Source organism: Streptomyces regalis, from assembly GCF_001509475.1.
GTDB lineage: Bacteria > Actinomycetota > Actinomycetes > Streptomycetales > Streptomycetaceae > Streptomyces > Streptomyces regalis.
On the sequence record NZ_LLZG01000422.1, the window covers coordinates 1 to 21,788 of the forward strand.

Annotated in this window: 20 protein-coding genes and 3 pseudogenes; 11 read left to right on the forward strand and 12 right to left on the reverse strand. The window is 71.8% G+C overall.

Going from position 1 to position 21,788, the window contains the following annotated elements; all coding sequences use genetic code 11:
• Positions 1 to 135: 135 nt before the first annotated feature.
• Positions 136 to 1,101 carry a pirin family protein gene (locus tag ADL12_RS48610; RefSeq protein WP_062715664.1) on the reverse strand — a complete coding sequence of 322 codons (966 nt, stop codon included), beginning with the start codon at positions 1,099 to 1,101 and terminating at the stop codon, positions 136 to 138.
• 112 nt (positions 1,102 to 1,213) lie between these two features.
• Here ADL12_RS48610 and ADL12_RS48615 point away from each other — a divergent pair, with 112 nt between their 5' ends.
• The 3 genes from ADL12_RS48615 to ADL12_RS48625 all read left to right on the forward strand — a co-directional run bounded on the left by ADL12_RS48615 (position 1,214) and on the right by ADL12_RS48625 (position 2,572).
• A complete protein-coding gene (locus ADL12_RS48615; protein ID WP_062715684.1) occupies positions 1,214 to 1,705 on the forward strand; it encodes a MarR family winged helix-turn-helix transcriptional regulator in 492 nt (163 codons plus the stop codon).
• Entirely contained in the window at positions 1,702 to 2,160 is a 459-nt protein-coding gene (locus tag ADL12_RS48620) for a winged helix DNA-binding protein (RefSeq protein ID WP_062715665.1), read from the forward strand. Before ADL12_RS48615 ends, ADL12_RS48620 begins: the two co-directional genes overlap by 4 nt.
• Positions 2,161 to 2,224: 64 nt before the next feature.
• A complete protein-coding gene (locus tag ADL12_RS48625; protein ID WP_062715666.1) occupies positions 2,225 to 2,572 on the forward strand; it encodes a tetratricopeptide repeat protein in 348 nt (115 codons plus the stop codon).
• A 61-nt stretch (positions 2,573 to 2,633) separates the two neighbouring features.
• On the opposite strand, the gene ADL12_RS48630 is transcribed toward ADL12_RS48625, so the two are convergent.
• The gene (locus ADL12_RS48630; RefSeq protein WP_062715667.1) at positions 2,634 to 4,049 is read right to left on the reverse strand and encodes a PepSY-associated TM helix domain-containing protein; all 1,416 of its coding nucleotides are present in this window, start codon (positions 4,047 to 4,049) and stop codon (positions 2,634 to 2,636) included.
• Positions 4,050 to 4,209: 160 nt separating this feature from the next.
• On the opposite strand from ADL12_RS48630, the gene ADL12_RS48635 reads away from it, so the two are divergent.
• Both ADL12_RS48635 and ADL12_RS48640 read left to right on the forward strand, forming a co-directional pair.
• Positions 4,210 to 4,854: a peptide deformylase gene (locus tag ADL12_RS48635; RefSeq protein WP_062715668.1), complete on the forward strand. Its 645-nt coding sequence runs from the start codon at positions 4,210 to 4,212 to the stop codon at positions 4,852 to 4,854.
• 132 nt (positions 4,855 to 4,986) lie between these two features.
• A complete protein-coding gene (locus ADL12_RS48640) occupies positions 4,987 to 6,570 on the forward strand; it encodes an ABC-F family ATP-binding cassette domain-containing protein (protein ID WP_062715669.1) in 1,584 nt (527 codons plus the stop codon).
• A 7-nt stretch (positions 6,571 to 6,577) separates the two neighbouring features.
• Here ADL12_RS48640 and ADL12_RS48645 read toward each other — a convergent pair whose 3' ends face one another.
• A complete protein-coding gene (locus ADL12_RS48645; protein ID WP_062715670.1) occupies positions 6,578 to 8,011 on the reverse strand; it encodes a dihydrolipoyl dehydrogenase family protein in 1,434 nt (477 codons plus the stop codon).
• Between the two features lie 120 nt (positions 8,012 to 8,131).
• Between ADL12_RS48645 and trxA the strand changes: the two genes are divergently transcribed.
• Positions 8,132 to 8,518, forward strand: a complete 387-nt coding sequence (gene trxA, locus ADL12_RS48650; RefSeq protein ID WP_062715671.1) for a thioredoxin — start codon at positions 8,132 to 8,134, stop codon at positions 8,516 to 8,518.
• Positions 8,519 to 8,525: 7 nt separating this feature from the next.
• On the opposite strand, the gene ADL12_RS48655 is transcribed toward trxA, so the two are convergent.
• From ADL12_RS48655 to ADL12_RS48670, 4 genes are read right to left on the reverse strand one after another with little or no spacing between them, the layout of a single operon-like run.
• The gene (locus tag ADL12_RS48655; RefSeq protein WP_062715672.1) at positions 8,526 to 9,962 is read right to left on the reverse strand and encodes a benzaldehyde dehydrogenase; all 1,437 of its coding nucleotides are present in this window, start codon (positions 9,960 to 9,962) and stop codon (positions 8,526 to 8,528) included.
• Between the two features lie 30 nt (positions 9,963 to 9,992).
• Complete coding sequence (locus ADL12_RS48660) at positions 9,993 to 11,171, reverse strand: 4-hydroxybenzoate 3-monooxygenase (protein WP_062715673.1); 1,179 nt, start codon at positions 11,169 to 11,171, stop codon at positions 9,993 to 9,995.
• A gap of 18 nt (positions 11,172 to 11,189) precedes the next feature.
• On the reverse strand, positions 11,190 to 12,236 hold the full coding sequence (locus ADL12_RS48665; protein ID WP_079052696.1) for a LacI family DNA-binding transcriptional regulator: 1,047 nt from the start codon (positions 12,234 to 12,236) through the stop codon (positions 11,190 to 11,192).
• A 46-nt stretch (positions 12,237 to 12,282) separates the two neighbouring features.
• Positions 12,283 to 12,957 carry a TetR/AcrR family transcriptional regulator gene (locus ADL12_RS48670; RefSeq protein WP_062715675.1) on the reverse strand — a complete coding sequence of 225 codons (675 nt, stop codon included), beginning with the start codon at positions 12,955 to 12,957 and terminating at the stop codon, positions 12,283 to 12,285.
• A 100-nt stretch (positions 12,958 to 13,057) separates the two neighbouring features.
• Here ADL12_RS48670 and ADL12_RS48675 point away from each other — a divergent pair, with 100 nt between their 5' ends.
• Positions 13,058 to 13,621 carry an NADPH-dependent FMN reductase gene (locus tag ADL12_RS48675; RefSeq protein WP_062715676.1) on the forward strand — a complete coding sequence of 188 codons (564 nt, stop codon included), beginning with the start codon at positions 13,058 to 13,060 and terminating at the stop codon, positions 13,619 to 13,621.
• A gap of 186 nt (positions 13,622 to 13,807) precedes the next feature.
• Here the strand turns inward: ADL12_RS48675 and ADL12_RS48680 are convergent.
• The 3 genes and pseudogenes from ADL12_RS48680 to ADL12_RS48690 form a co-directional block, all read right to left on the reverse strand.
• Positions 13,808 to 14,355, reverse strand: a pseudogene (locus ADL12_RS48680) (LysR family transcriptional regulator); the annotation flags it as partial.
• A 251-nt stretch (positions 14,356 to 14,606) separates the two neighbouring features.
• Complete coding sequence (locus ADL12_RS48685; RefSeq protein ID WP_062715677.1) at positions 14,607 to 15,488, reverse strand: LLM class F420-dependent oxidoreductase; 882 nt, start codon at positions 15,486 to 15,488, stop codon at positions 14,607 to 14,609.
• A 68-nt stretch (positions 15,489 to 15,556) separates the two neighbouring features.
• Positions 15,557 to 16,537 (reverse strand): ArsR/SmtB family transcription factor, encoded by a 981-nt coding sequence (locus ADL12_RS48690; RefSeq protein ID WP_062715678.1) that lies wholly within the window; start codon positions 16,535 to 16,537, stop codon positions 15,557 to 15,559.
• 56 nt (positions 16,538 to 16,593) lie between these two features.
• Between ADL12_RS48690 and ADL12_RS48695 the strand changes: the two genes are divergently transcribed.
• Complete coding sequence (locus ADL12_RS48695) at positions 16,594 to 17,823, forward strand: MFS transporter (protein ID WP_062715679.1); 1,230 nt, start codon at positions 16,594 to 16,596, stop codon at positions 17,821 to 17,823.
• On the opposite strand, the pseudogene ADL12_RS48700 reads toward ADL12_RS48695, so the two are convergent.
• Positions 17,759 to 18,639, reverse strand: a pseudogene (locus ADL12_RS48700) (TerC family protein). The gene ADL12_RS48695 and the pseudogene ADL12_RS48700 overlap by 65 nt on opposite strands.
• A gap of 146 nt (positions 18,640 to 18,785) precedes the next feature.
• On the opposite strand from ADL12_RS48700, the gene ADL12_RS48705 reads away from it, so the two are divergent.
• Together ADL12_RS48705 and ADL12_RS48715 are read left to right on the forward strand one after the other, a co-directional pair.
• Positions 18,786 to 19,760 carry an alpha/beta hydrolase gene (locus ADL12_RS48705; RefSeq protein ID WP_062715680.1) on the forward strand — a complete coding sequence of 325 codons (975 nt, stop codon included), beginning with the start codon at positions 18,786 to 18,788 and terminating at the stop codon, positions 19,758 to 19,760.
• Between the two features lie 376 nt (positions 19,761 to 20,136).
• On the forward strand, positions 20,137 to 21,129 hold the full coding sequence (locus ADL12_RS48715) for a helix-turn-helix domain-containing protein (protein ID WP_062715682.1): 993 nt from the start codon (positions 20,137 to 20,139) through the stop codon (positions 21,127 to 21,129).
• Between the two features lie 31 nt (positions 21,130 to 21,160).
• Here the strand turns inward: ADL12_RS48715 and ADL12_RS48720 are convergent, their stop codons facing one another.
• Positions 21,161 to 21,514, reverse strand: a complete 354-nt coding sequence (locus tag ADL12_RS48720) for a hypothetical protein (RefSeq protein ID WP_062715683.1) — start codon at positions 21,512 to 21,514, stop codon at positions 21,161 to 21,163.
• 174 nt (positions 21,515 to 21,688) lie between these two features.
• On the opposite strand from ADL12_RS48720, the pseudogene ADL12_RS48725 reads away from it, so the two are divergent.
• Positions 21,689 to 21,788 (forward strand): annotated as a pseudogene (locus ADL12_RS48725) (MarR family transcriptional regulator); the annotation flags it as partial.

The following is a 21,788-nucleotide window of genomic DNA, read 5'->3' on the forward strand; positions in this document are numbered from 1 at the left end:
CACTGTGGAATCGCCAACCGCACCGACCTGAGCCAGGTGGCTGTTGGGACGTCTTCTGGCAGGCAGTCAGCAGCCAGTGAGAATTACCCGACCGCCTCCGATCAGCAGCCACCAAAGCTGACGCGTTCCCGCAGGTCAGCGCACCCTTCCCCGCGCTTTCAGCGGCACCGGCGGCAGTTCCGGTGCGGGCAGTGGAGCCCCGTCGTACCCCTTCACCTCCCCGAACCGGGAGCCTTCCATCCAGTCCCGACGGGCCTGCACGATCTCCTCCTGCGACCGCCCGATCCAGTTCCAGAACATGATCAGCTCCTCCTCGAACGGCTCGCCGCCGAGAAGCATCAGCCCCGCGTCCGACTCCGCGCGCAGCGGCAGTTCGGTACGGCCGCAGCCGAGGTAGAGCATCGAACCCGGCAGTACCGGCACGCCGTCCACGTGGGCCTCGCCGGACATGGACAGGACGGCGTACTCGAAGTCCGGCTCCAGTGGGAGGCGTACGTCGGCGCCGCGTTCGAGGGTGAGGTCGGCGCCGACGAGCGGGGTGTACGTCGTGCCGGGTGAGGTCGCGCCGTCGAGGCCGCCGAGGATCAGCGTGGCCCGCAGACCCGGCGCCGTGACGACCGGCAGCTCGGCGTGGTGTTCGAAGTGCGGGTCGGTGTGGCGGTGGCTGTCCGGGAGGGCGACCCACAGCTGGGCGCCGTGCAGGAAGCGGGCGTGGGACTTCGGGCTCTCCTCGGAGTGGCTGATCGCCCGGCCGGAGGTCATCAGTCCGAGCTCGCGCGGGCGGATCGTCTGGAGGCTGCCGGTGGAGTCCCGGTGCAGGACCTCGCCCTCGTGCAGCCAGCTCACCGTCTGCAGGCCCATGTGCGGGTGCGGCGGCACCTGCATGCCGGGCTCGTCGGCGATGTCGTCGGGACCGTAGTGATCGACGAAGCACCAGGCGCCGACCATGCGTCGGCCCAGGTTGGGCAGCAGGCGACGGACTTCGGTGGACTCGCCGAGCTTGACGCGGCGAGGGCTGAGGAGTTCGCGTACGGGCTCCGCCACGACGAAACCACGGCCGCCGCAGATGGCGGGCACCGCCTCGCGATCAAGATTGCTCATGGCGCCCAAACTAGCCCTGCCGAGGCCGCCTCGTCAGTCCGTCACTCCGGGCTGTCTCGATGCGTTCCAGAAAATAGTAGCCATGGCTATAGTAGCCATGTACGGTATCTGCATGAGCAAGGGTTCCGAAAAGGCCTCGCCCGGTTTCCTGGTGTGGCGTCTGTCGACGAAGTGGCGGGTCGCGGTCGACCGAGCCGTGGCCCCGCTGGGGCTCACCCACGCGCAGTACGCGCTGGTGGCCTCGCTGTACGGCATGCAGCGCCGCGGGGAGCGCCCCAGCCAGCGACGCCTGGCCGACCACACCGGGCTCGAACCGCTCTACGTCTCCAAGCTGGCGCGCTCCCTGGAAACCGCCGGCCTCCTCGAACGCACCCGGGATCCCCGCGACCCGCGCGCGGTGCAGTTGACGCTGACCGAGCAGGGACGCGAGCAGACCCTGCAGGCGATCAAGGTGGTCCAGGGCCTCCTGCAGCAACTGCTGGCGCCGCTCGGCGGCCTGGACAGCCCGCGCGCCCGGGAGTTCACACGGGACCTGGCGACCCTGCTCGACGCACCTCTTGATCCGCTTGCCACCGACAGCGAGTCCGACAAGGAGCAGTCATGACCACCACCACTCCCACCCCCACTCCCCCGGTCAACCCCCGAGTCATAGCTCTGACCCACTACGCCGGCCGTGCGCTTCTCGAGCGTGTCCTGGCCCGCCACGGCGTGACCTTCCAGCAGTCCGTCACCCTCCGGCTCGTCGCCGTCGCCGAGGGACCGGTCGAGCGGGACCGCGTCGTCGACAGTGTCGTCGACGCGCTCAAGATCGACGCCGCGGAGGCCCACTCCGTCGTCGACGAGCTGATCGGCGCGCAGCTGCTTGCCCCCGAGGAACCGTCCCAGGTACGGATCACGGACGCCGGACGGGAGCTGTACGACAGGACTTCCGCCGGGACCGCCCCGATCACCGCCCGGATCTACGCCGGTATCCCGCCGGAGGACCTGGCCGCCGCCGGTCGGGTGCTGACCCTCATCACCGAGCGGGCCAACGCCGAACTCGCCGCCATGGCCGGCTGAGGCAGTAGTGGAATATTGAACGACTGCCCTTCGTTGACAGCGCCGAAGTCGAAGGAGGGCACGAGTGGACACGACGTACTACGACCACGGAACACCGGCCGAGCGCTGGGAGCGCGCACAGATGTTCTTCGACGCCAAGGACTACGCCGCCGCCGCGCGCGTCCTCAGCAGGCTGGTCGAGGAGGCGCCGCAGCAGACCGGAGCGCGGATGCTGTTGGCGCGCGCCTACCACCACTCGGCCCAACTACGGCGCGCGGAGGGCGAATTGCGCGTCATCGTCGAGCGCGACCCCGTCGAGCACTACGCCCGGCTGATGCTGGGCCGCACTCTGCAACGGCAGGGGCGGGACGAGGAAGCCGAGCCGCACATGCGCCTCGCCTCGGCGCTGGCGGGTGACTTCGAGCAGCTCTGAGCGAAGCGGGGCAAAGCAGTGCTTGGGGCCCGGTTCCCCCCGGAACCGGGCCCCAAGTCCTTCATCCCTCCCTCTGGTTCACTTCCGCGGGCGTCCGCTTCCCCCGCCGATGGGCCACCTCGCCGAGGATCACGTCCACGACGACGAACGCGGCCAGCGAGATGCCGAACAGCGGTATGAAGTAGCCGAGTACGGCGACGCACGCCACCAGCGGGACCAGGATCTGCGGGGGCACCTGCTGCCAGGCGCCCCGCGGCATGGGACGTCCGAAGGCGGAGCCTCGGCCGCGCTGCCACCACATGCGGTAGCCCCATACGATCAGCAGGATCAGCGAGAGCGCGAGCAGCATCAGGGCGATCTGGTTGACCAGGCCGAAGAGGACACCCGTGTGCAGGTCGATGCCCCAGCGGGTCAGCTGGGCGAGCACCGGGTAGTCGGCGAACCGCAGCACGTCGGTGACCTCACCGTTCGCCGGGTCGATCGCGACCGAGTCCTGCTTCGTCGGCCAGCTGCGCTGCACCTGCTTCACGACGTACGCGGACGAGGCGTCGGCGGGCGGCACGATCTCCACGGGATCGCCCAGGCCCTCGGCGCGCGCGGCCGCCAGGACCTTGTCGAGGCCGACGCCGTGCTCGCCGCTCCCGCCGGTGCCCGCGGCGGCGCCGTGAGCCGCGTGGTCGCCGCCCGCCGAGGCCGAGACGGACGGGGTGGCCTGGCCGAGCGAGGTGCGCAGCTCGTCGATGTTGGCACCGGCATACGCCGACCAGGTCAGCCCGGTCGCCGAGAGGAAGAAGAACCCGGCCGCGGCCCAGACGCCGACCGTGCCGTGCAGACCGAGCGTGCGGCGGCGCCCGCTGGTCCCGCGCACCTTGCGCAGGGCGCGGCGGCGGGAGAACCACAGCACCAGGCCGCCGCCCGCGATCACCCACAGCCAGCTCGCGGCGAGTTCGCTGTAGAGACGGCCGGTCTCGCCGAGGTGCAGGTCGCGGTGGAACTCGTCGATCCAGGTGCGCAGGGGCAGCGCACCGGTCGAGCCGTACTGCTCGAGGGCTCCGCGCACCTTCGCGGTGTAGGGGTCGACGAACACGGCGAGTGTGTGGTCGGCGTCGACGCCCTTGACGCCGGACAGCAGGACCCTGGTGGACGCGTCGTCCGCCGGGGAGGGGCGTATCGCCGAGACCGTGCCCTCGGGATGGGCCTTGCGCGCCGCGGCGACCTGCTGGGACATCGGCAGCTTCTCGTCGCCGACCGGCACCGTCATCTCGTGGGCGTACACGATCTTCTCGGCCTGGAACGCGCCGGCGTACAGGAAGCCGGTGGCCGCGGCGACCAGCAGGAACGGTGCGACGAGCACTCCGGCGTAGAAGTGCAGACGCAGGATCAGCGGGCGCAGCGGTGCCCATCTGCGGGGCGGCGACGCCGGGGCGACGGTCTGCGTCGCCTCCTCCGATGGGGAGGTCGAGGGAGCGGTGGACATCGGCGGCAACTCCGGAAGTGGGACGGGGAGCAGGGACGTTTTCTCTCTGCTGTAGCGGTCCAGTAGTCGGGTGGAGGACCCGTCGAGTTCCAGGCCTGTTAAGTGGCGTACGTCACAGGCGAGTCGGCAAGTGGCGTGTGCGCCGTGGCATGCTGGCGCGATGGCAACTCCGAGCGATCGCACACCCCTGGCCGAGCAGGTCGAGCAACTCCTGGCCACCGAGGGCCCGTTGGCCATCGTGGCGGCCGGTGACCCGGTGCTGCGGCGTCCCACCGAACGGTTCGACGGCCAGCTGGACCCGGCGCTGCTGGCCCGCTTCGTCGAGGCCCTCCGGATCACCATGCACGCGGCGCCGGGCGTCGGCCTCGCCGCACCGCAGGTCGGCGTGGGACTGCGGATCGCGGTGATCGAGGACCCGGCGCCGGTGCCGGAGGAGGTGCGGCTGGCGCGCGGGCGGGTGCCGCAGCCGTTCCGGGTACTGGTGAACCCGTCGTACGAGGCCGTCGGCGCCGCTCGTGCCGCGTTCTTCGAGGGCTGTCTGAGCGTGCCGGGGTATCAGGCGGTGGTGACCCGGCACGCCGAGGTGCGGCTGACGGGTGAGGACGAGCACGGGCGTGCGGTGGACGAGGTGTTCACGGGGTGGCCCGCCCGTATCGTGCAGCACGAGACGGACCACCTCGACGGCATGCTCTACCTGGACCGGGCCGAGCTGCGCTCGCTCTCCTCGAACCAGGCGATCGCGGAGCGCTGGGCAGGGCCGACGCCGGCGCGCGCCGCCGAGGCGCTGGGCTTCGAGCTGCCGTGACCGAGAAAATTCGCAGGCGTCCGACACGGCGCCCGCGTTAACCTGACCGCATGTCTACGCCCCGAATTTCCTAGCTGAGGCCCCGCTTACACGCCACCCGTGTGCCCCCTCGCTTGTTCGGAGCGTCTTCTCATGATCACCGTAAGTGGTGTCGACGTGCGCGTCGGCGCGCGTCTGCTGCTGTCCGGCATCTCCTTCCACATCTCCCCCGGCGACCGCATCGGTCTGGTCGGCCGCAACGGCGCCGGAAAGTCAACCCTGTTGAACACTCTCGCGGGCACGCTGCGCCCGGCCGCCGGAACGGTCACCCGCACCGGCGAGGTCGGCCATCTGCCTCAGGACTCCCGCGCCGCGGACCCGGCGGTCACCGTCACCGACCGCATCCTGTCCGCGCGGGGCCTGGACGGGGCCGTACGCGCCCTGCGCCGTGCCGAGGAGGCCATGGCCGACGGTATGCAGCGGGCGATGAACGCCTACGTGCGCGCCGAGGCCCGGTTCCAGGCCGCCGGCGGTTACGCCGCGGAGGCCGAGGCGGCCCGAGTGGCCGCGGGTCTCGGGGTTCCCGCCCGGCTGATGGATCGGCCGTCGGGTGCGCTGTCGGGCGGGCAGCGCCGTCGCGTGGAGCTGGCCCGCATCCTCTTCGCGGAGCACGGCACCCTGCTGCTGGACGAGCCGACGAACCACCTGGACGCGGACTCGGTCGCCTGGCTGCGCACGTTCCTGGCGAACCATCAGGGCGGACTCGTGCTGATCAGCCACGACACGTCCCTGCTCGCCGGCACGGTGAACCGGGTCTTCCACCTGGATCCGCAGCGCGCCACGATCGACGTCCACAACACGGACTGGGACGTCTATCTCGCCCAGCGGGAGGCCGACGAGCGGCGCAGGGCGCGCGAGCGGGCGAACGCCGAGCGCAAGGCGGCGTCGCTGCACGCGCAGGCCGGAAAGATGCGCGCCCGCGTGTCCACGGCCGTGGCCGCGAAGAACATGGCCCGCCGCGCCGACCGTATGCTCGCCGACCTCGAACCGGTCCGGCGTAGCGCGAAGGTGGCCAGGATCCGGCTGCCCGAACCGGCACCGTGCGGGCGGATCCCGCTCGGCGCCATCAGTCTGACGAAGACGTACGGCGGCCATCGTGTCCTGCGGGGCGTGGACCTGGCGGTCGACCGGGGCAGCCGCCTGGTCGTCCTCGGCCCCAACGGGGCGGGAAAGACGACCCTGTTGCGCATCCTCGCCGGTCAGGACAGGCCGGACAGCGGCCGGGTGGTCCACGGGCACGGGTTCCGTCCGGGCTACTTCGCCCAGGAACACGACACGCTGGACGCGGAGTTGACCGTGGGTGCTCAACTGGCGTCCGCCGCCCCGCAGCTGACGTACGGCGAAGTGCGGCGCGTCCTGGGCTCGTTCCTGTTCACCGGTGACGACGCCGACAAGCGTGTCGGTGTCCTGTCCGGTGGTGAGAAGACCCGTCTGGCGCTGGCGGGCCTGGTGCACTCAGGCGCGAACGTCCTTCTCCTGGACGAGCCGACCAACAACCTGGACCCGGCCTCCCGCGCGGAGGTCCTGGCCGCGGTGGGCACGTATCCGGGCGCGATCGTCATGGTCACCCACGACGCGGGCGCCATCGAGGCGCTGCGCCCGGACCGGGTCCTGCTGCTACCGGACTGCGAGGAGGATCTGTGGAGCGAGGACTACCTCGAGTGGGTGGCCGGATGAGGTGGGCTCAGTTGTCGCGGTACGACTCCAGCAACCGCAGCCACACCTCGCTGATCGTCGGATACGACGGAACCGCGTGCCACAGCCTGCTGACCGGAACCTGGCCGGCGACGGCGATGCTCGCCGAGTGGATGAGTTCGCCGACGCCGGGGCCGACGAAGGTGACGCCGAGGAGGATCTCGCGTTCCAGGTCGACGACCATGCGGGCGCGGCCGCGGTAGCCCTCGGCGTACAGGCCCGCGCCGGCGACCGAGGAGAATTCGACGTCGACGGCGCGGACGCGGTGGCCGGCCTGTTCCGCCTCCGCCAGGGACAGGCCCACGGCCGCGGCCTCGGGGTCGGTGAAGACGACCTGGGGGACGGCGGCGTGGTCGGCTGTCGCGGTGTGGGCGCCCCAGGGGTCGGACTCCAGGAGAGGCACGCCGGAGGCGCGGGCGGCGATGGCCGCGCCCGCGATGCGGGCCTGGTACTTGCCCTGGTGGGTGAGGAGGGCGCGGTGGTTGACGTCGCCGACGGCGTAGAGCCATTCGCTGCCGGTGACGCGGAGGCTGTCGTCGACCTCCAGCCAGGAGCCGGGTGCCAGGCCGACGGCTTCCAGGCCGATGTCGTCGGTGCGCGGGGTACGTCCGGTGGCGAAGAGGATCTCGTCGGCCTCGATGCGGTCGCCGCCGTCGGTGACGACCACGACCGTGCCGTTCTCCCGGGTCACCGTCTCGACGGAGGTGCCGGTGCGGACGTCGACACCCGCCTCGGTGAGCGCCTCGGCGACCAGTTCGCCGGCGAAGGGCTCCATGCGGGACAGCAGGCCCTTGCCCCGGACCAGGAGCGTGACCCGGGAGCCGAGGGCCTGCCAGGCGGTGGCCATCTCGGTGGCGACCACACCGCCGCCGACCACCACCAGCCGGCCGGGCGCGGCCTTCGCGCTGGTGGCCTCGCGGCTGGTCCACGGCTCGACCTCGGCGAGTCCGGGCAGGGCGGGCAGCTGGGCGCCGCTGCCGGTGCAGACGGCCACGGCGTGCCGGGCGGTCAGGACGTGCCGGGCGCCGTCGGGGCCGGTCACCTCCACCGTGCGGGGCGCGGTGAGGCGGCCGTGGCCGCGGTAGAGGTCGGCGCCGATGGCGTCCAGCCACCCGACCTGGCCGTCGTCCTTCCAGTGCGAGGTGTACTCGTCGCGTCGGGCGAGGACCGCGGCCGTATCGAGGGGGCCCTGTACGGACTGGCTGAGGCCCGGCAGGCGGCGGGCGTCCGCGCGGGCGATGACCGGGCGCAGCAGCGCCTTGCTGGGCATACACGCCCAGTACGAGCATTCGCCGCCGACGAGCTCGCTCTCCACGACCGCAGTGGAGAGGCCGGCCGCACGGGTGCGGTCGGCCACGTTCTCCCCCACGGGCCCGGCCCCGAGCACCACGACGTCGTACACGATGGAATCCGTTTCCGTCATGGGGTCAGTCTTACGGGTGGTGTGCGGCCTGGCCACACGGGTACGCGCGCGGAATACGCCGCCGTACGGTCGTGTTGTCGCCGACGGCTTCGCCCCGACACCAGGAAGAGGGAATACGCGATGAGCAGCACCGTGGAGCTCACCAAGGAGAACTTCGACGAGACGGTCACGGACAACGAGTTCGTCCTGATCGACTTCTGGGCGTCCTGGTGCGGGCCGTGCCGACAGTTCGCCCCGGTCTACGAGAAGGCCGCGGAGGAGAACCCGGACCTTGTGTTCGGCAAGGTCGACACCGAGGCGCAGCCGGAGCTGGCCGCCGCTTTCGGCATCCAGTCGATTCCGACGCTGATGATCGTCCGTGACCGTGTTGCCGTGTTCGCGCAGCCCGGGGCCCTGCCCGAGGCCGCCCTGACGGACGTCATCGGGCAGGCCCGCAAGCTCGATATGGACGAGGTCCGCCAGGCCGTGGCCGCTCAGCAGGCGCAGGCCGAGCAGAACGGCCAGTAGCACCGGTCTAGAAGGGGTACGCCGCCACGTCGCCGCGCACCGTCGTCCAGCGGACGTCGGTGAACGCCTCCAGGTTGGACTCGCCGCCGAACCGGGCCCCGGTGCCGGAGGCGGCGATGCCACCGAACGGCGCGACGGCCTCGTCGTTCACGGTCTGGTCGTTGATGTGCACGATGCCGGTCGGGATCCGCTCGGCCAGGTCGAGGCCGCGGGCGGCGTCACCGGTCACGATGCCGAGGGAGAGGCCGTAGGAGCTCGCCACGGCCAGGGCGGCGGCCTCGTCGGTGGTGGTGAAGGGGCGTACGGGCGCGACGGGACCGAAGACCTCCTCGGCGTACGCGGGGGTCTGGTCGTCGACGCCGGCGAGGACGGTCGGCCGGTAGAAGAGCTGCTCGTGGGTGCCGCCCGCGGCGAGCTTGGCGCCCCGGGACGTGCTGGCCTCCACCAGACCGTGCACCTTGCCCAGCTGGCCGGCGTCGATGAGCGGGCCGAGGTGGACCTCGGCGCGGTGCGGGTCGCCGACGGCGAGGGAGTCGGCCTTGGCCGCGAGCCGCTCGACGTACTCCTCGTACAGGGACTGGTGGACGAGGTGGCGGCCGGTCGTCATGCAGATCTGGCCCTGGTGGAAGAACGAGCCCCAGGCGGCCGCGGAGATCACCGCGTCGATGTCGGCGTCCTCCAGCACGATCAGGGCGGAGTTGCCGCCCAACTCCAGGTGCGCGCGCTTGAGATGGCGCCCGGCGGCCTCGCCGACGGCCCGGCCCGCGGCCGTGGACCCGGTGAAGGAGATGACGGGCACGCGCGGGTCGGCGACCAGCGCCTGGCCCACCTCCGGGCCGCCGGGCAGGACGTGCAACAGCCCCTCAGGCAGACCGGCCTCGGCGAAGACCGCGGCCAGCGACAGACCGCCGCACACCGCCGTGCGCGGGTCCGGCTTCAGGACGACCGCGTTGCCGAGCGCGAGGGCCGGGGCGACGGAGCGGATGGAGAGGATCAGCGGGGCGTTGAACGGGGAGATCACGCCGACGACACCGACGGGGACCCGGCGCGTGTACGACAGCCGGGGCGCCTCGCTGGGCAGGACGTGCCCGGCCGGGCGGGAGGCGAGGGCGGCGGCCTCGTAGCACTCCTGGGCGGCGACGTGCAGTTCGAAGTCGGCCTTGCCGGGGATCGAGCCGGATTCGCGGACGATCCACTCGCGCAGTTCCTCGGCGTGCGCCGCGAACAGGTCGCCGGCCTTGCGCAGCACTGCCGCGCGGACGAAGTGCGGGAGGCGTGCCCACTCGGTCTGGGCGGCTCGGGCGGCCTCGGCGGCCGTACCGACGTCCTCGGCGCCGGCCAGGGTGACGGTACCGAGCGTGTCGCCGGTGGCGGGCTCGGTGACGGCGTACTCACCTCCCGACAAGGAGCTGGACTGCCAGGTCTTCGGGTCGAGCAACGGCATTGCGACTCTCCGTTCGATCACCGGCGGGACTCACAGGGGTAGCGGAAGTCCCGAGTAGTTCGCCGCCAGTTCGGCGGCCGCGTGACGGGATGCCGTGATCCGGCGCAGCCGCGCGAGCTGCATCCGGTGGTCGAACGCATTCCCGTCTGGTTGAACATGCAACATCCTAGTCATGTCGTCCGAGAAACGGGTCGCCTGCCACACGCGCTGAAGGCACAACTCGGAGTACCTGTCGAGCAGTTGCGTGTCTCCTGTGCGGTACAGCGCGGTGAGGGCGCGGGCCAGGATCCGTACGTCCGACACGGCGAGGTTGAGACCCTTGGCGCCCGTCGGCGGGACGATGTGGGCAGCGTCCCCGGCGAGCAGCAGCCGTCCGTGGCGCATCGGCTCGTGGACGTAACTGCGCATCGTCGTCACGGACTTGGCGGAGATGGGGCCGCGGTGGAGGGTCCAGTCGGCGTCGATGGCGAAGCGGGCGGCGAGTTCGTCCCAGATGCGGTCGTCGGGCCAGTCGTCGGGGTCGGTGTGGTCGGGGACCTGGAGGTAGAGCCGGGAGACCGACGCCGACCGCATGCTGTGCAAGGCGAAGCCGCCTTCACCGCGCGCGTAGACCAACTCGTCGCAGGACGGCGCCACTTCGGCCAGGACCCCGAGCCAGGAGTACGGATACTCGTGCGCGTACGAGCGGCTCACCTCGGCCGGAAACGCGTCGCGGGAGATGCCGTGGAAGCCGTCGCAGCCGGCCACCCAGTCGCAGGTCAGCGTCTGCTCGCGGCCCTCGTGCAGGAACCGTACGACGGGCGTCGCGCTCTCAGGCTTCTCGACGGCGAGCGCCTCGGCCTCGAACAACAGCGGTGGCCCGTCGGCGAGTTGCAGCGCGACGAGGTCCTTCACGATCTCGGTCTGAGCGTAGATCGTCACCGTACGGCCACCGGTGAGGGCCGGGAAGTCGATGTGGTGGCGTTCCCGGTCGAAGCGCAGCTCGATGCCCTGGTGCACCAGTCCTTCGGCCGTCAACCGCTCGGCGGCGCCCGCCTCGCGGAGCGCGTCGACCGTGCCCTGCTCCAGCATCCCGGCCCGCTGGCGCTGCTCGACGTAGTCCCGCGTGCGGCTCTCCAGGACGACGCAGTCGATGCCGGCGCGGTACAGCAGGCGGGCGAGCAGCAGTCCGGCGGGGCCGCCTCCGATGATGCCGACGGTCGTGCGCATGTCCCGCCTCCCCTGGGTTCAGCTGGATTCGCGGTGCACCACCGTCGCTCCCAGCACCTTGTGCGTCTCATGTGCGGTGCCGGGGTTGCGCACCGCGCGGTCGACCAGTTCCGCGAGCTCGCGGCCGGACGGCAGCTCGATGTGCACGGTGCTCAGCCTAGGCCGCAGCAGCCGTCCGAGCATCAGGTCGTCGGCGCCGATGACGGCCGTGTCGGCAGGGATGCGGACGCCCTCGTCCTGCAGGGCGCGCATCAGCAGCATCGCGTACTCGTCGTTGTAGGCGAACACGGCATCGAGGCCGAGGTCGCGCCAGCGGGCGGCGAGCCGCGCGGCGGACTCCTCCGCGTAGGCGAGGGGCAGCTCGGTCACGGTGGCGTCCGTGCCGTGCAGGGCGCGGCGTACGCCTTCGAGGCGGGGCGCGGAGAACGACTCCAGGCCGTCCTCCTCGGGCACGACGACGCCGATACGACGTCGGCCGCGGTCGTACAGGTGGCCGGCCGCGCAGTGACCCACGGCCTCGTAGTCCATCAGCAGGGCATGGGCGCCCTCGATGTACTCGGGGCCCAGCGAGACCACGGCCCGGGCGCCGGAGCGCTTGAGCACCGTCACGCCCTTCGGGCCAAGGCCGGAGCCCGACACCAGGACGGCCACGGGGCGCAGCTCGGCCCAGGCGCGGGCGGCCTCGTCGCCGTGCAGGCCGACGCTGCCGTGCTGCACGACCGTGTAGTCGAGGCGGCCGAGCGCCATCTGGAGGTCGCTGAGGAACCGGCTGTAGAGCGGGCCGACGGGGTAGCTCGGCGCGGGCATCAGGACCATGCGGCTGTGCCCGGCGCGCAGACTGCGGGCCGCGGCGTGCGGGACGTAGCCGAGTTCCTTCGCGGCCTCGTGGACGCGGCGGCGCGTGGGTTCGCTGATCCGGACGGCGCTGGTGTTGTTCAGGACGTAGGAGACGGTCGCGCGCGAGACGCCGGCGAGGCGGGCCACATCGGCGCTCGTCGGTACCGAGCGCTGTGCGGGGGAAGCGGGCGCGGGCGTTTTCGGTATCTGCACCATGACGTACGGCATCTTTGCAGAACCTGTGAGCGGGGTTCAGGTTAGGGTCATCGGCCGCTCACACCCCTGTACGCGTCACGCGAGTGACCAGGTCGAGCCAGCCCTTCTCCAGCCGCTCCATGGGCATGCCGCACTGCCTGGTCAGGTGGTTGACCAGGGCGGGGTCGAGGTACGCCATGAGCGACTGGGCGAGGAGCTCGCAGTCGGCGTCCGGCAGGATCTGCCGCAGCAGCACCGTGACGTGGGTGTGCAGCGCGCGGACCGAGGGATGGGAGTAGCGGCGGGTCGGCTCCGGCTGGGCGGCCAGCCGGAGGTCCAGCTGCTCGGCCGCGCGGTACAGCACCGCCACGCCGAACGCCCGCAGCCGCTCGACCGGCGGCGCCCCGGGGCCCAGCGGCGGCGGCCCGCCGAGGAAATCGGCCTGCAGCTTCCTCGCGGAGTGGTCCAGCAATGCCGTCAGCAGACCGGTACGGTCGCCGAAGCGGCGGAAGACCGTCCCCTTGCCCACTCCGGCCTCCGCGGCCACCGCCTCCATGGTGACCCCGGCCGCACCATGCTCGGCGATCAGCCGGGCGGCGGCCTCCAGCAGCCGGGCGCGGTTGCGGGCCGCGTCGGCGCGCAGGCAGGGCTCGTCGGCGGCGGAGCCGACCTCCAGCAACTGCGGCTTGTCGACGGGCTCCTGTGGCTGCGGGAAGGGCGGCAGAACGGCGGACATGAAGCCAGAGTAAAGCATCGGGAATGAAACTGGACCGCGGTCCGGTTAAGGTGCTAGAAATGCAAACGGACCTCGGTCCGGATCGTACGGCAGTTGTTTCAGCATCCTTGGAGTTCGCATGTCTGTTCGCATCCTTGCGCTCGTCGGCAGCCTTCGTGCCGGTTCGCACAACCGTCAGCTGGCCGAGGCGGCCGTCAAGCTTGCTCCCGAGGGCGCTGAGGTCGTGCTCTTCGAAGGCCTCGCCGACATCCCGTTCTACAACGAGGACATCGACGTCGAGGGCAGCGTCCCTGCCGCCGCCGCCAAGCTGCGCGAGGCCGCGCTGGCCTCGGACGGGTTCCTGTTCTTCTCCCCCGAGTACAACGGCACCATCCCCGCCGTGCTGAAGAACGCCATCGACTGGCTGTCCCGCCCGTACGGCGCCGGTGCCTTCGGCGGCAAGCCGGTCGCCGTGGTCGGCACCGCCTTCGGCCAGTTCGGCGGCGTGTGGGCGCAGGACGAGGCCCGCAAGTCGGTGGGCATCGCCGGCGGCAAGGTGCTGGAGGACGTCAAGCTGTCCATCCCCGGCTCCCTGACCCGCTTCGCCGAGACGCACCCGGTCGACGACGCCGAGGTCGCCGCCCAGCTGACCGAGGTCATCGCCCGCGTCCACGGACACGCGGGTGAGGCGGCTGCCGCCTGATCGGACCACACGTCCCCCAGAGAGGCCGGAGCCCAGAGCTCCGGCCTCTCTCCGTGTCGGACCACGCCTCCGATGCCGGGCCACCGCTCCTGACAGTCCACCGCCTCGCGCCGAGCCAGGGCTTGTGGTCAGGCCACGGCTTCATGCCGGGCCAGGGGCTTCGGGTCGGGCCACGGCTTCGTACCTCTCCGGCACCGGCGCGATCCAGTCGTCGTGTGCCGCCTCCGCCAGGTCGATGCGCCCGCGCCCGGCCGGCGGGTGGTCGTCGGGGACGACGAGGTCGTACGGGTCGTCCAGCAGCGGCTGCTGGTCGAGGCGCGCGCCGCTCAGCGGCGGGTTGTGCGGGGTGACGTCGACCACGGCCAGGTCGACCTCCCCCTCGAAGAGCAGGTCGAAGCACTCCGGCACCCCCGTCTCCCGGATCCGTACGGTCAGCCGCGAGTGTCGCTCCCGCAGCCGTACGGCCATGGGTCGGCAGCACCGACACGGCCGTGGTAAAGCCGCTGACGCGCAGTTCCGGCGGGGGCGCTGCACTCGGCGCGCAGGTCGAGCTCGGCCTCCTCCCAGCGGGCCTGGATCGCGTCCGCGTGTGCGGGCAGACTCTCGGCGGCCACGGTGAGGCGCACCCCGCGCCCCTGCGGCTCCAGCAGGTCGACGCCGAGGTCGCGGGCCAGCTGCCGGATCTGTTGGGAGGCGGCGGAGGGCGTGAAGTGCAGGGCGCGGGCGGCCGCACCGCACCCTTGGTGGTGTCGCGACGGTCAACCAGCCACGAGGTACGAGGAGTCGCCATGACCAGCACGACCGGCACGACCGGCACCGTCTGCCCGCACTGCGGGCGGCAGCACGGTGTGGACACGGTGCGGCTGCGGCTCGTTGCCGGTCCGGGTCGTCGACGCCCGCGGGATGCGGATCGTCTCGCGCAGCCGCCCGGCCGACGCCGACGCCGCCGCCCGGTCGAACGCACCGTGCCGATGAGCTGCGCGGCTCAGTCGAGCCCGGCCAGCCGCTGCACGGCGGGAGCCGCGAAGTTCTCGATGAACGCCGCCGGTTCGCCGGTGCGCGGGGCGAGGATCACCGTGTCGATGCCAAGCTTCGAGTAGCCCGCGATGTCCCGGGTGAAGGCGTCGAGGTCGCCCTCGACGGCCGCCTCGCCCATGTACAGGACGGTCTTGCGGATCTCCTCGTAGTCGCGCCCCTCGGTGTCGCAGTGGCCGCGCAGCACGTCGAGCTTGTGCCTGACCTCCTCCGGGGAGGTGGTGAACAGGTTGCACGCGTCGCCGTAGCGGGCCACCAGCCGCAGCGTCTTCTTCTCGCCGCCCCCGCCGATCATAATCTCGGGGTGCGGGGCGCTGACCGGCGCCGGCACGCAGAGGGTCTCGGCCAGCCGGTAGTGCTCGCCCTCGAAGGGGCCGTTGGCCTCCGGGTCCCACATCTGCAGGCAGATCCGCAGGGTCTCCTCCAGTCGCTCGAAGCGCTCGGCGACCGGCGGGAACGGCACGCCGAGCCCCTCGTGCTCCCGGTCGTACCAGGCGGCGCCGATCCCGAGGGTGGCCCGGCCGCCGGACAGGACGTCGAGCGAGGTGGCGATCTTGGCGAGCAGGCCGGGGTGGCGGTAGGTCACGCCGGTCACCAGGGCGCCGAGGCGGACGGTGGAGGTGTGGGCGGCGAGGTAGCCGAGGGTCGTGTAGGCCTCCAGCATGGGGTCCTCGGCGCGGTCGTTGAACTCCATCTGGAAGTAGTGGTCCATCACCGACAGCCAGCTCACGCCGGCCGCCTCGGCGGCGGCGCCCGCGGCGGCGAGTTCGGCACCGAGCGCGGGGCCTCCTCCGGGATGGTCGAACCGATTGATGTGCACGCCGACCCGCATGTTCTGTCTCCGTTCACCGGGACCTTGCACCGACCCTGACGACGCTAGAACTTCGAGCGCTCTCGAGGTCAAGCCCGGCCGGCGAGTTGGTCCCCGAGCGCGGTACGCCGGTACAGCACCCGCCGTCCGTCCCGGGCCCGGGTGACGAGTCCCGTCGCGTGCAGCACCTTCAGGTGCTGGGAGACCGCGCTGGGCGTCACACCGAGGCGACGGGCGACCTCGACCGTGGGCAGCGGTTCGGCGAGCATCCGCAGGACGGTGGTGCGGGGTGCGCCTAGCAGCGCGGTGAGTGCGGAGGTGTCGGGCTCGGGTTCCGGTTCCCACAGGGTCGCGGCGCCCCGGCTGGGATAGGCGAGCATCGGAGGTTCGTCGGCGCTGACCGGGGGCGCGGGTTTGTGCGCGAACAGGGACGGCACCAGGCGCAGCCCGCGCCCCGATCCGTCCACCTCGTGCCGGCCGATCATCTGGTCGACGCGCAGGACGCCGTCGCGCCAGCGCACGTTGCGGTGCAGGTCGGAGAAGAGCAGGTGGGCTCCGCCCGTGGCCAGCTGCCGGGCGCGGTGGGTGATGTCGGCCTCCAGTACCAGCCGCATCCGTGACCAGTCCGGACGGATGGCCAACTCCCAGTATCTGAACAGGAGTTCGCACATTCCCTCCAGCATCTCCGCCACGGGGGCGTCGCCGGGTGCGGTGATCTGGTGCAGGGCGTCCGGGAGGGGGTGCGGGGCATGGGTCGTGAGCAGGTCGCGTCGTACGAGATCCGGTGGCGTCGCCCGGACGACGGCGAGCTGGTCCTCCAGCGCGGGCGCGAAGGTCGTCGGGCGCGGGGTCAGGAAGTCGGGCAGGGTCAGGTTCTGTCCCACCAGGGCCCGCAGCAGCCGGGCGTCGGCGGGGTCGAGACGATCGAGCACCGCGCGGCGCCACGAGGTGTGCAGGGGAAAGAGGGCGGGGGCGCGCAGGGCCCGCAGGCTGCCCATGACCTCGCGCAACGGCGAGATCGCGAACCGGGTGTCCGCGAGGTCGTCGACGTCGAGCAGGAAGCTGATCATTAAGCCCCGGGCTACATCCTTTGGCAACCGGCCGTCGCCGCCGTGGACTTCGGCGTATGACGGATCACAACCACCGGCAGACTACCTCCGCGATTTCGCTGCTCGGCTTCGCGTGCGGCGTCGCCGTGGGCAATGTCTACTTCCCGCAGGCGATCGGCCCGTTGGTGGCCTCGGGGCTGGGTGTCTCCCCCGACGCGGCCGCCACGGTGGTCACCGCGACCCAGTTCGGCTACGCGGCGGGCATCTTCCTGCTCGTCCCGCTCGGCGACCGGTTGCGCCCCCGTCGGCTGCTCGTCACCCTGCTCACGCTGACCGGCCTCGGCCTGCTCGCCGCGAGCACGGCGCAGGCGCTGATGCCGCTGGTCGCCGCGAGCGCCCTCGTCGGCACGGCCACGGTGATCGCCCCGCTGGTCGGCCCGCTGGCGGCCGGTATGGTCCCCGCCGAGCGGCGCGGCAGGGTCAGCGGCACCCTGCTCAGCGGCGCCCTCGCCGGCATGCTGCTGTCCCGCGCTGTCGGCGGCTCCCTCGGCGACTGGCTGGGCTGGCGGGCGCCGTACGTCCTCGCCGCCGCGCTGTCCCTCACGGTCGCCGCTCTGCTGGCCCGCCTGCTGCCCGCACTGCCCCGAGCCGCCGCGGCCCCCTACCCGGCCCTGCTCGCGGCACCGCTGCGGCTGCTGCGCACCGAGCCCGAGCTGCGGCGCTCGTGCCTGTACCAGGCGACGGTGTTCGCCGGGTTCTGCGCGGTGTGGACCGGGGTGGCGCTGCTGCTCACGGGCCCGGTGTACGGCATGAGCGCGAAAGCGACCGGGCTGCTGGCCCTCGTCAACGCCGCGACGATGCTGTGCACGCCGGTCGCGGGGCGGCTGGTGGACCGCCGGGGCCCGGACCGGGTCAATCTCGTGTGCTTCCTCGTGGTCGGCGTGTCGGCGGTGGTGCTGACGTTCGGCGGCCTGGGCGGGGCGCCCGGGCTGAGCGCGCTGGTCGTCGGCACGCTGCTGCTCGACATCGGCATGCAGTCCGGGATGGTCGCCAACCAGGTGCGGATCTACGGCCTCGGCGCGGATGTCCGCAGCCGTCTCAGCACCGCGTACATGACCTGCGCCTACCTCGGTGGCACGGTCGGCTCCTGGCTGGGCGCCCGCGCCTACGGCCGCTTCGGGTGGAGCGGCGTGTGCGTGCTGGTCGCGGCGCTCACTGCCGTGGCGCTCGCCCGCCATCTGCTCACACGCGTTCGGCCTCTGCCTGCTCCTGCTTCTTCGAAGCACGCAGGCTGGTCACCGTCGTGACCGCGAGGACGAGCACGATGAAGCCGAGCGAGAAGGGGATGCTGATCTCGGGGACGTGGACACCGGACTTGTGCAGCGCGTGCAGCGCGTGCAGCGCGTGCAGCGCGTGCAGCGCGTGCAGCGCGTGCAGCGCGTGCAGCGCGTGCAGCACCAGCTTGACGCCGATGAAGCCGAGGATGATCGACAGGCCGTAGCTGAGGTGGACCAGCTTCTTCAGCAAGCCGCCGATGAGGAAGTACAGCTGCCTGAGACCCATCAGCGCGAAGGCGTTGGCCGTGAAGACGATGTACGGGTCCTGGGTCAGCCCGTAGATGGCGAGAATGGAGTCGAGCGCGAACAGGACGTCGGTGGAGCCGATCGCGAGCATCACGACCAGCATCGGGGTCATGATCCGCTTGCCGTTCTCATCTTCAGCAGGTTGTTCTCCTGGTACTCCTCGTCGTGCTCGTCCTTGCGGGCGTCCTGGACCAGCTTCCAGGCGGTCCAGATCAGGAAGGCGCCGAAGAGGTAGAACACCCAGGAGAACGCGGAGGGAACCGCGAACTTCCCCATAATCAGGACGAAGACGAAGAGGTTGTCGACACTGAGCGACTTCTCGGTGATGTACCCGGCGAAGAACTCGCCCGTCGGCTTGCCACCCCCGTAGATGAACAGGCCGAGGCCGAACAGACAGGCCAGGACGATCCAGACGACCGTCCACGTCCCCGCCTCCCGGATGGAGACGTCGTGGGGTTTGCGACCGACGAAGAAGTCCACGGCGACGAGCGCGCACAGGACGACGATGGTCAGCAGCCAGACGGAGAGGGAGACGTTCACCCGGCAAGCGCCAGGTCACACAGCAGCCACCCGCCGTACGGCGGGCAGGTTCCGCCGAACGGCGGCCCCTCCGCTCGGGGCCGGTACGCGGATCATGACGACAGAGCCGCCGGGCACATCTACGTGCCCCCGTGTGAGGAGAAGCCATGACTCAGGTCCCGCCCCCGTTCGATCCCGAGCTCGCTGCCGCCCTGGAGCTCATCAAGGACGTGGTTTCGCCCGGCTTCACGATGGACGAGATAGCCGACATCCGCCAGGGTCCGGGGATCCAGATGCTGGCCCAGCTGGATCTGACCATGGACGGCTTCTTCGAGGTCGAGGACAGGTCGGTGCCGGGTCCCGCGGGCGCGCCGGAGATCTCCCTGCTGATCTGCCGGCCGGCCACCCCGCCGGCCGCCGGTCCGCGGCCGGTGATCTACCACGTCCATGGCGGCGGCCTGGTCATCGGCAACAACCGCGTCGGCGTCGACGTGGCCCTGGCCTGGGCGAAGGAGCTGGACGCGGTCGTGGTGTCCGTGGAGTACCGGCTCGCGCCCGAGCACCCGTACCCGGCGCAGATCGAGGACGTGTACGCCGGTCTGGAGTGGACGGCGAAGCACGCCGCCGAGCTCGACGGTGACCCGCAGCGGATCGTCGTGGCCGGTGCGAGCGCCGGCGGCGGGCTGTCCGCGGCGCTGGCGCTGCTGACCCGGGACCGCGGGGGCCCGGAGCTGATCGGCCAGCTGCTGATGTGCCCGATGCTGGACGACCGCAACGACTCTCCGTCCGTGCACCAGATGGCGGGCCTCGGCGTCTGGGACCGTACGGCCAACGAGACCGGCTGGACGGCGCTGCTCGGCGAGCGCCGGGGCGGCGCCGACGTGCCGGCGTACGCGGCGCCGGCCCGCGCCGAGGACCTGTCCGGGCTGCCCCCGGCCTTCCTGGACGTCGGTTCCGCGGAGACCTTCCGCGACGAGGTCGTCGCCTACGCCTCCCGGCTCTGGGAGGCCGGCGGGGTGGCCGAGCTGCATGTGTGGCCCGGCGGCTTCCACGGCTTCGACGGCTTCGCGCCTCAGGCGGCGCTGTCGCAGGCATGCCGGGCGGCGCAGCTGGCGTGGCTGACGAGGCTGCTGGGCAGCTGAAGCAGTGTGGGGGGCTGCAGCGCGCCTACTCGTCTGCCGGATCCCGTGGCTTTGCGGGTGCGGGTGGTAGGTGGCTTGTCGCGCAGTTCCCCGCGCCCCTCGGGTGGGATGCCTTGCCCGGCGCTTTGAAGCAGGCGGACATCGACGGCACCCACCGCACACGGCTTGTCGCGCAGTTCCCCGCGCCCCTTGGGTGGGGTGTCCTGTTCGGCGCTTTGAAGCAGGCGGACATCGACGGCACCCACCGCACACGGCTTGTCGCGCAGTTCCCCGCGCCCCTTGGGTGGGGTGTCTTGTTCGGCGATGGGAAGAGGACGGACGTGCTGGGCCGGGCGCGGGCTCCCCGCCGGTTGACGCCATGCCGCACCATGAGCCTATGAAAGAGCTGGCCGGACGTCTGACCGCGTTGGATCCGGATGCCGGTGCCGCCGTCCGGGTCATCGCGTACTTCGATCGGCTCGCCGAGTCGCGGGCCGGGCTGGAGGCGTTGGTGCGCGGTGCCGCCGTGCTGGCCGGGGTGCCGGCGCGGCTGGTGGACGTGGATCGGCGGGTGCATGTCCGGGTCGAGACCGATGGGACGCGCCGGGAGAGCGAGGTGGCGCCGGATGCCGCCTGGCCCTGCGCCGCGCTGACGCCGGGCGGTGCTCCGGCGCTGTGGCTGGAGCGGGCTCAGGAGGCGGAGCCGAGCGTCGTCGACGCGGTGATCCTGGAGCGGGCCGCCGGGGCGATACGGCTCGTTCTCGACCGGACGCGCGGGCGGGCGCCGGCCGATGACCCCGCGCTGGTCGAGACCGTCCTCGACGCCACGGCGCCGGAAGCGGCCCGGCTGCACGCGGCCCGGCGGCTGGGGCTCGACCCCGCCGCTCCGGCCCGTGTCCTCGCCCCGCTGGAGGGCCGCCCCCGCATCGTCCCCGCGCTCTCGGATGCCGAGCCGCCCGCCGGCCGCGTGGGGGTGGGTCCCGCCGTCCCGGTGCTCGACCTGCCGCGCTCCTGGTCGCAGGCCCGCATCGCACTGCGGTTCACGGCCGAGGGCACCGCGCAGGACCCGGGTCCGGGCGTCGTGTACGCGGACGAGCTGGGCGATGTCGCCCTCCTTGCCGGCCTGGTCGTACCGGGCGCCGAGCCGCCGCCCGACGTACAGGCCCTGGAGGCGGCCGCGGCGGCCGCGCCCTGGCTGCCGGCCACGCTGCACGCCGTCGCCTCGACGGTGAGCCTGCGGGCGGCGGCGGCCGAGATCAACGTCCACCACTCCACACTCCAGGAGCGACTGGCCCACGCCGAGCACCTGTTGGGCTGGCCCCTGCGCACCCCGCAGGGCCGGTTCCGGCTGGGGCTGGCACTGGCGATGCGACACCTGGCGCGCCCCTAGGGCAGGCCGCGGCCTCAGGGGGTGGCCACCGTCACCGGAACTCGTGCACAACCTCGATCGTGCCGACGATGTGGGCGTTGAACTCGTCGAGCTCCTCGGCGGGCACCCACAGCTCGAGGATCGTCTCGCCGCCCGCCTGCTGCACGGGGTAGCGGCGCAGGAACTCCGACACGACCTCGAAGCGGGTCACGAAGCCGGCGCCGTCGTGCTTGACGTTCCAGTCCCGGGCGATCTTCACCGCGTAGGCCTCGTTGAGCACCGGGTAGAAGATCGGCTGCTCGGGCAACCGCGGCGGCCAGGCACGCCAGTCGAGTGCGCGAACCAGGTCCAGTTCTTTGGGGCCGGTGGGTCGCCACAAGGTGGTGGTCGGGGGCGGGCTGATCATGGGACGGGACGATACCTACGCAGCGAGCGCGACGGCCAAGGAGTTTCACGGGGTTCACGGAATTTCGCACAGTGCTTGCAGTGCTTGCAGACGCGCTCTACACGCATTCGCTGGAAATTTCACGTATGGCCTATCCTGGAGGTCATTCACCTCGGGACGGAGGAAACCGGCGCCATGACCGCCACGGACCCCGCGCTCACCGCCCTCGCCCAGGGCTGGTGCGCCCTCTCCCTGCTGCACGGGAGGATCGAGGCGCACATCGAGCGCGCCCTGC

What these genes read in the sequence shown, in the direction of transcription:
- ADL12_RS48610 (WP_062715664.1), bottom strand. Translation starts at nt 1,101, where the DNA reads ATGAGCAATCTTGATCGCGAGGCGGTGCCCGCCATCTGCGGCGGCCGT.
- ADL12_RS48615 (WP_062715684.1), top strand. Translation starts at nt 1,214, where the DNA reads ATGAGCAAGGGTTCCGAAAAGGCCTCGCCCGGTTTCCTGGTGTGGCGT.
- ADL12_RS48620 (WP_062715665.1), top strand. Translation starts at nt 1,702, where the DNA reads ATGACCACCACCACTCCCACCCCCACTCCCCCGGTCAACCCCCGAGTC.
- ADL12_RS48630 (WP_062715667.1), bottom strand. Translation starts at nt 4,049, where the DNA reads ATGTCCACCGCTCCCTCGACCTCCCCATCGGAGGAGGCGACGCAGACC.
- ADL12_RS48635 (WP_062715668.1), top strand. Translation starts at nt 4,210, where the DNA reads ATGGCAACTCCGAGCGATCGCACACCCCTGGCCGAGCAGGTCGAGCAA.
- ADL12_RS48640 (WP_062715669.1), top strand. Translation starts at nt 4,987, where the DNA reads ATGATCACCGTAAGTGGTGTCGACGTGCGCGTCGGCGCGCGTCTGCTG.
- ADL12_RS48645 (WP_062715670.1), bottom strand. Translation starts at nt 8,011, where the DNA reads ATGACGGAAACGGATTCCATCGTGTACGACGTCGTGGTGCTCGGGGCC.
- trxA (WP_062715671.1), top strand. Translation starts at nt 8,132, where the DNA reads ATGAGCAGCACCGTGGAGCTCACCAAGGAGAACTTCGACGAGACGGTC.
- ADL12_RS48655 (WP_062715672.1), bottom strand. Translation starts at nt 9,962, where the DNA reads ATGCCGTTGCTCGACCCGAAGACCTGGCAGTCCAGCTCCTTGTCGGGA.
- ADL12_RS48660 (WP_062715673.1), bottom strand. Translation starts at nt 11,171, where the DNA reads ATGCGCACGACCGTCGGCATCATCGGAGGCGGCCCCGCCGGACTGCTG.
- ADL12_RS48665 (WP_079052696.1), bottom strand. Translation starts at nt 12,236, where the DNA reads ATGCCGTACGTCATGGTGCAGATACCGAAAACGCCCGCGCCCGCTTCC.
- ADL12_RS48670 (WP_062715675.1), bottom strand. Translation starts at nt 12,957, where the DNA reads ATGCTTTACTCTGGCTTCATGTCCGCCGTTCTGCCGCCCTTCCCGCAG.
- ADL12_RS48675 (WP_062715676.1), top strand. Translation starts at nt 13,058, where the DNA reads ATGTCTGTTCGCATCCTTGCGCTCGTCGGCAGCCTTCGTGCCGGTTCG.
- ADL12_RS48685 (WP_062715677.1), bottom strand. Translation starts at nt 15,488, where the DNA reads ATGCGGGTCGGCGTGCACATCAATCGGTTCGACCATCCCGGAGGAGGC.
- ADL12_RS48690 (WP_062715678.1), bottom strand. Translation starts at nt 16,537, where the DNA reads ATGATCAGCTTCCTGCTCGACGTCGACGACCTCGCGGACACCCGGTTC.
- ADL12_RS48695 (WP_062715679.1), top strand. Translation starts at nt 16,594, where the DNA reads ATGACGGATCACAACCACCGGCAGACTACCTCCGCGATTTCGCTGCTC.
- ADL12_RS48705 (WP_062715680.1), top strand. Translation starts at nt 18,786, where the DNA reads ATGACTCAGGTCCCGCCCCCGTTCGATCCCGAGCTCGCTGCCGCCCTG.
- ADL12_RS48715 (WP_062715682.1), top strand. Translation starts at nt 20,137, where the DNA reads ATGAAAGAGCTGGCCGGACGTCTGACCGCGTTGGATCCGGATGCCGGT.
- ADL12_RS48720 (WP_062715683.1), bottom strand. Translation starts at nt 21,514, where the DNA reads ATGATCAGCCCGCCCCCGACCACCACCTTGTGGCGACCCACCGGCCCC.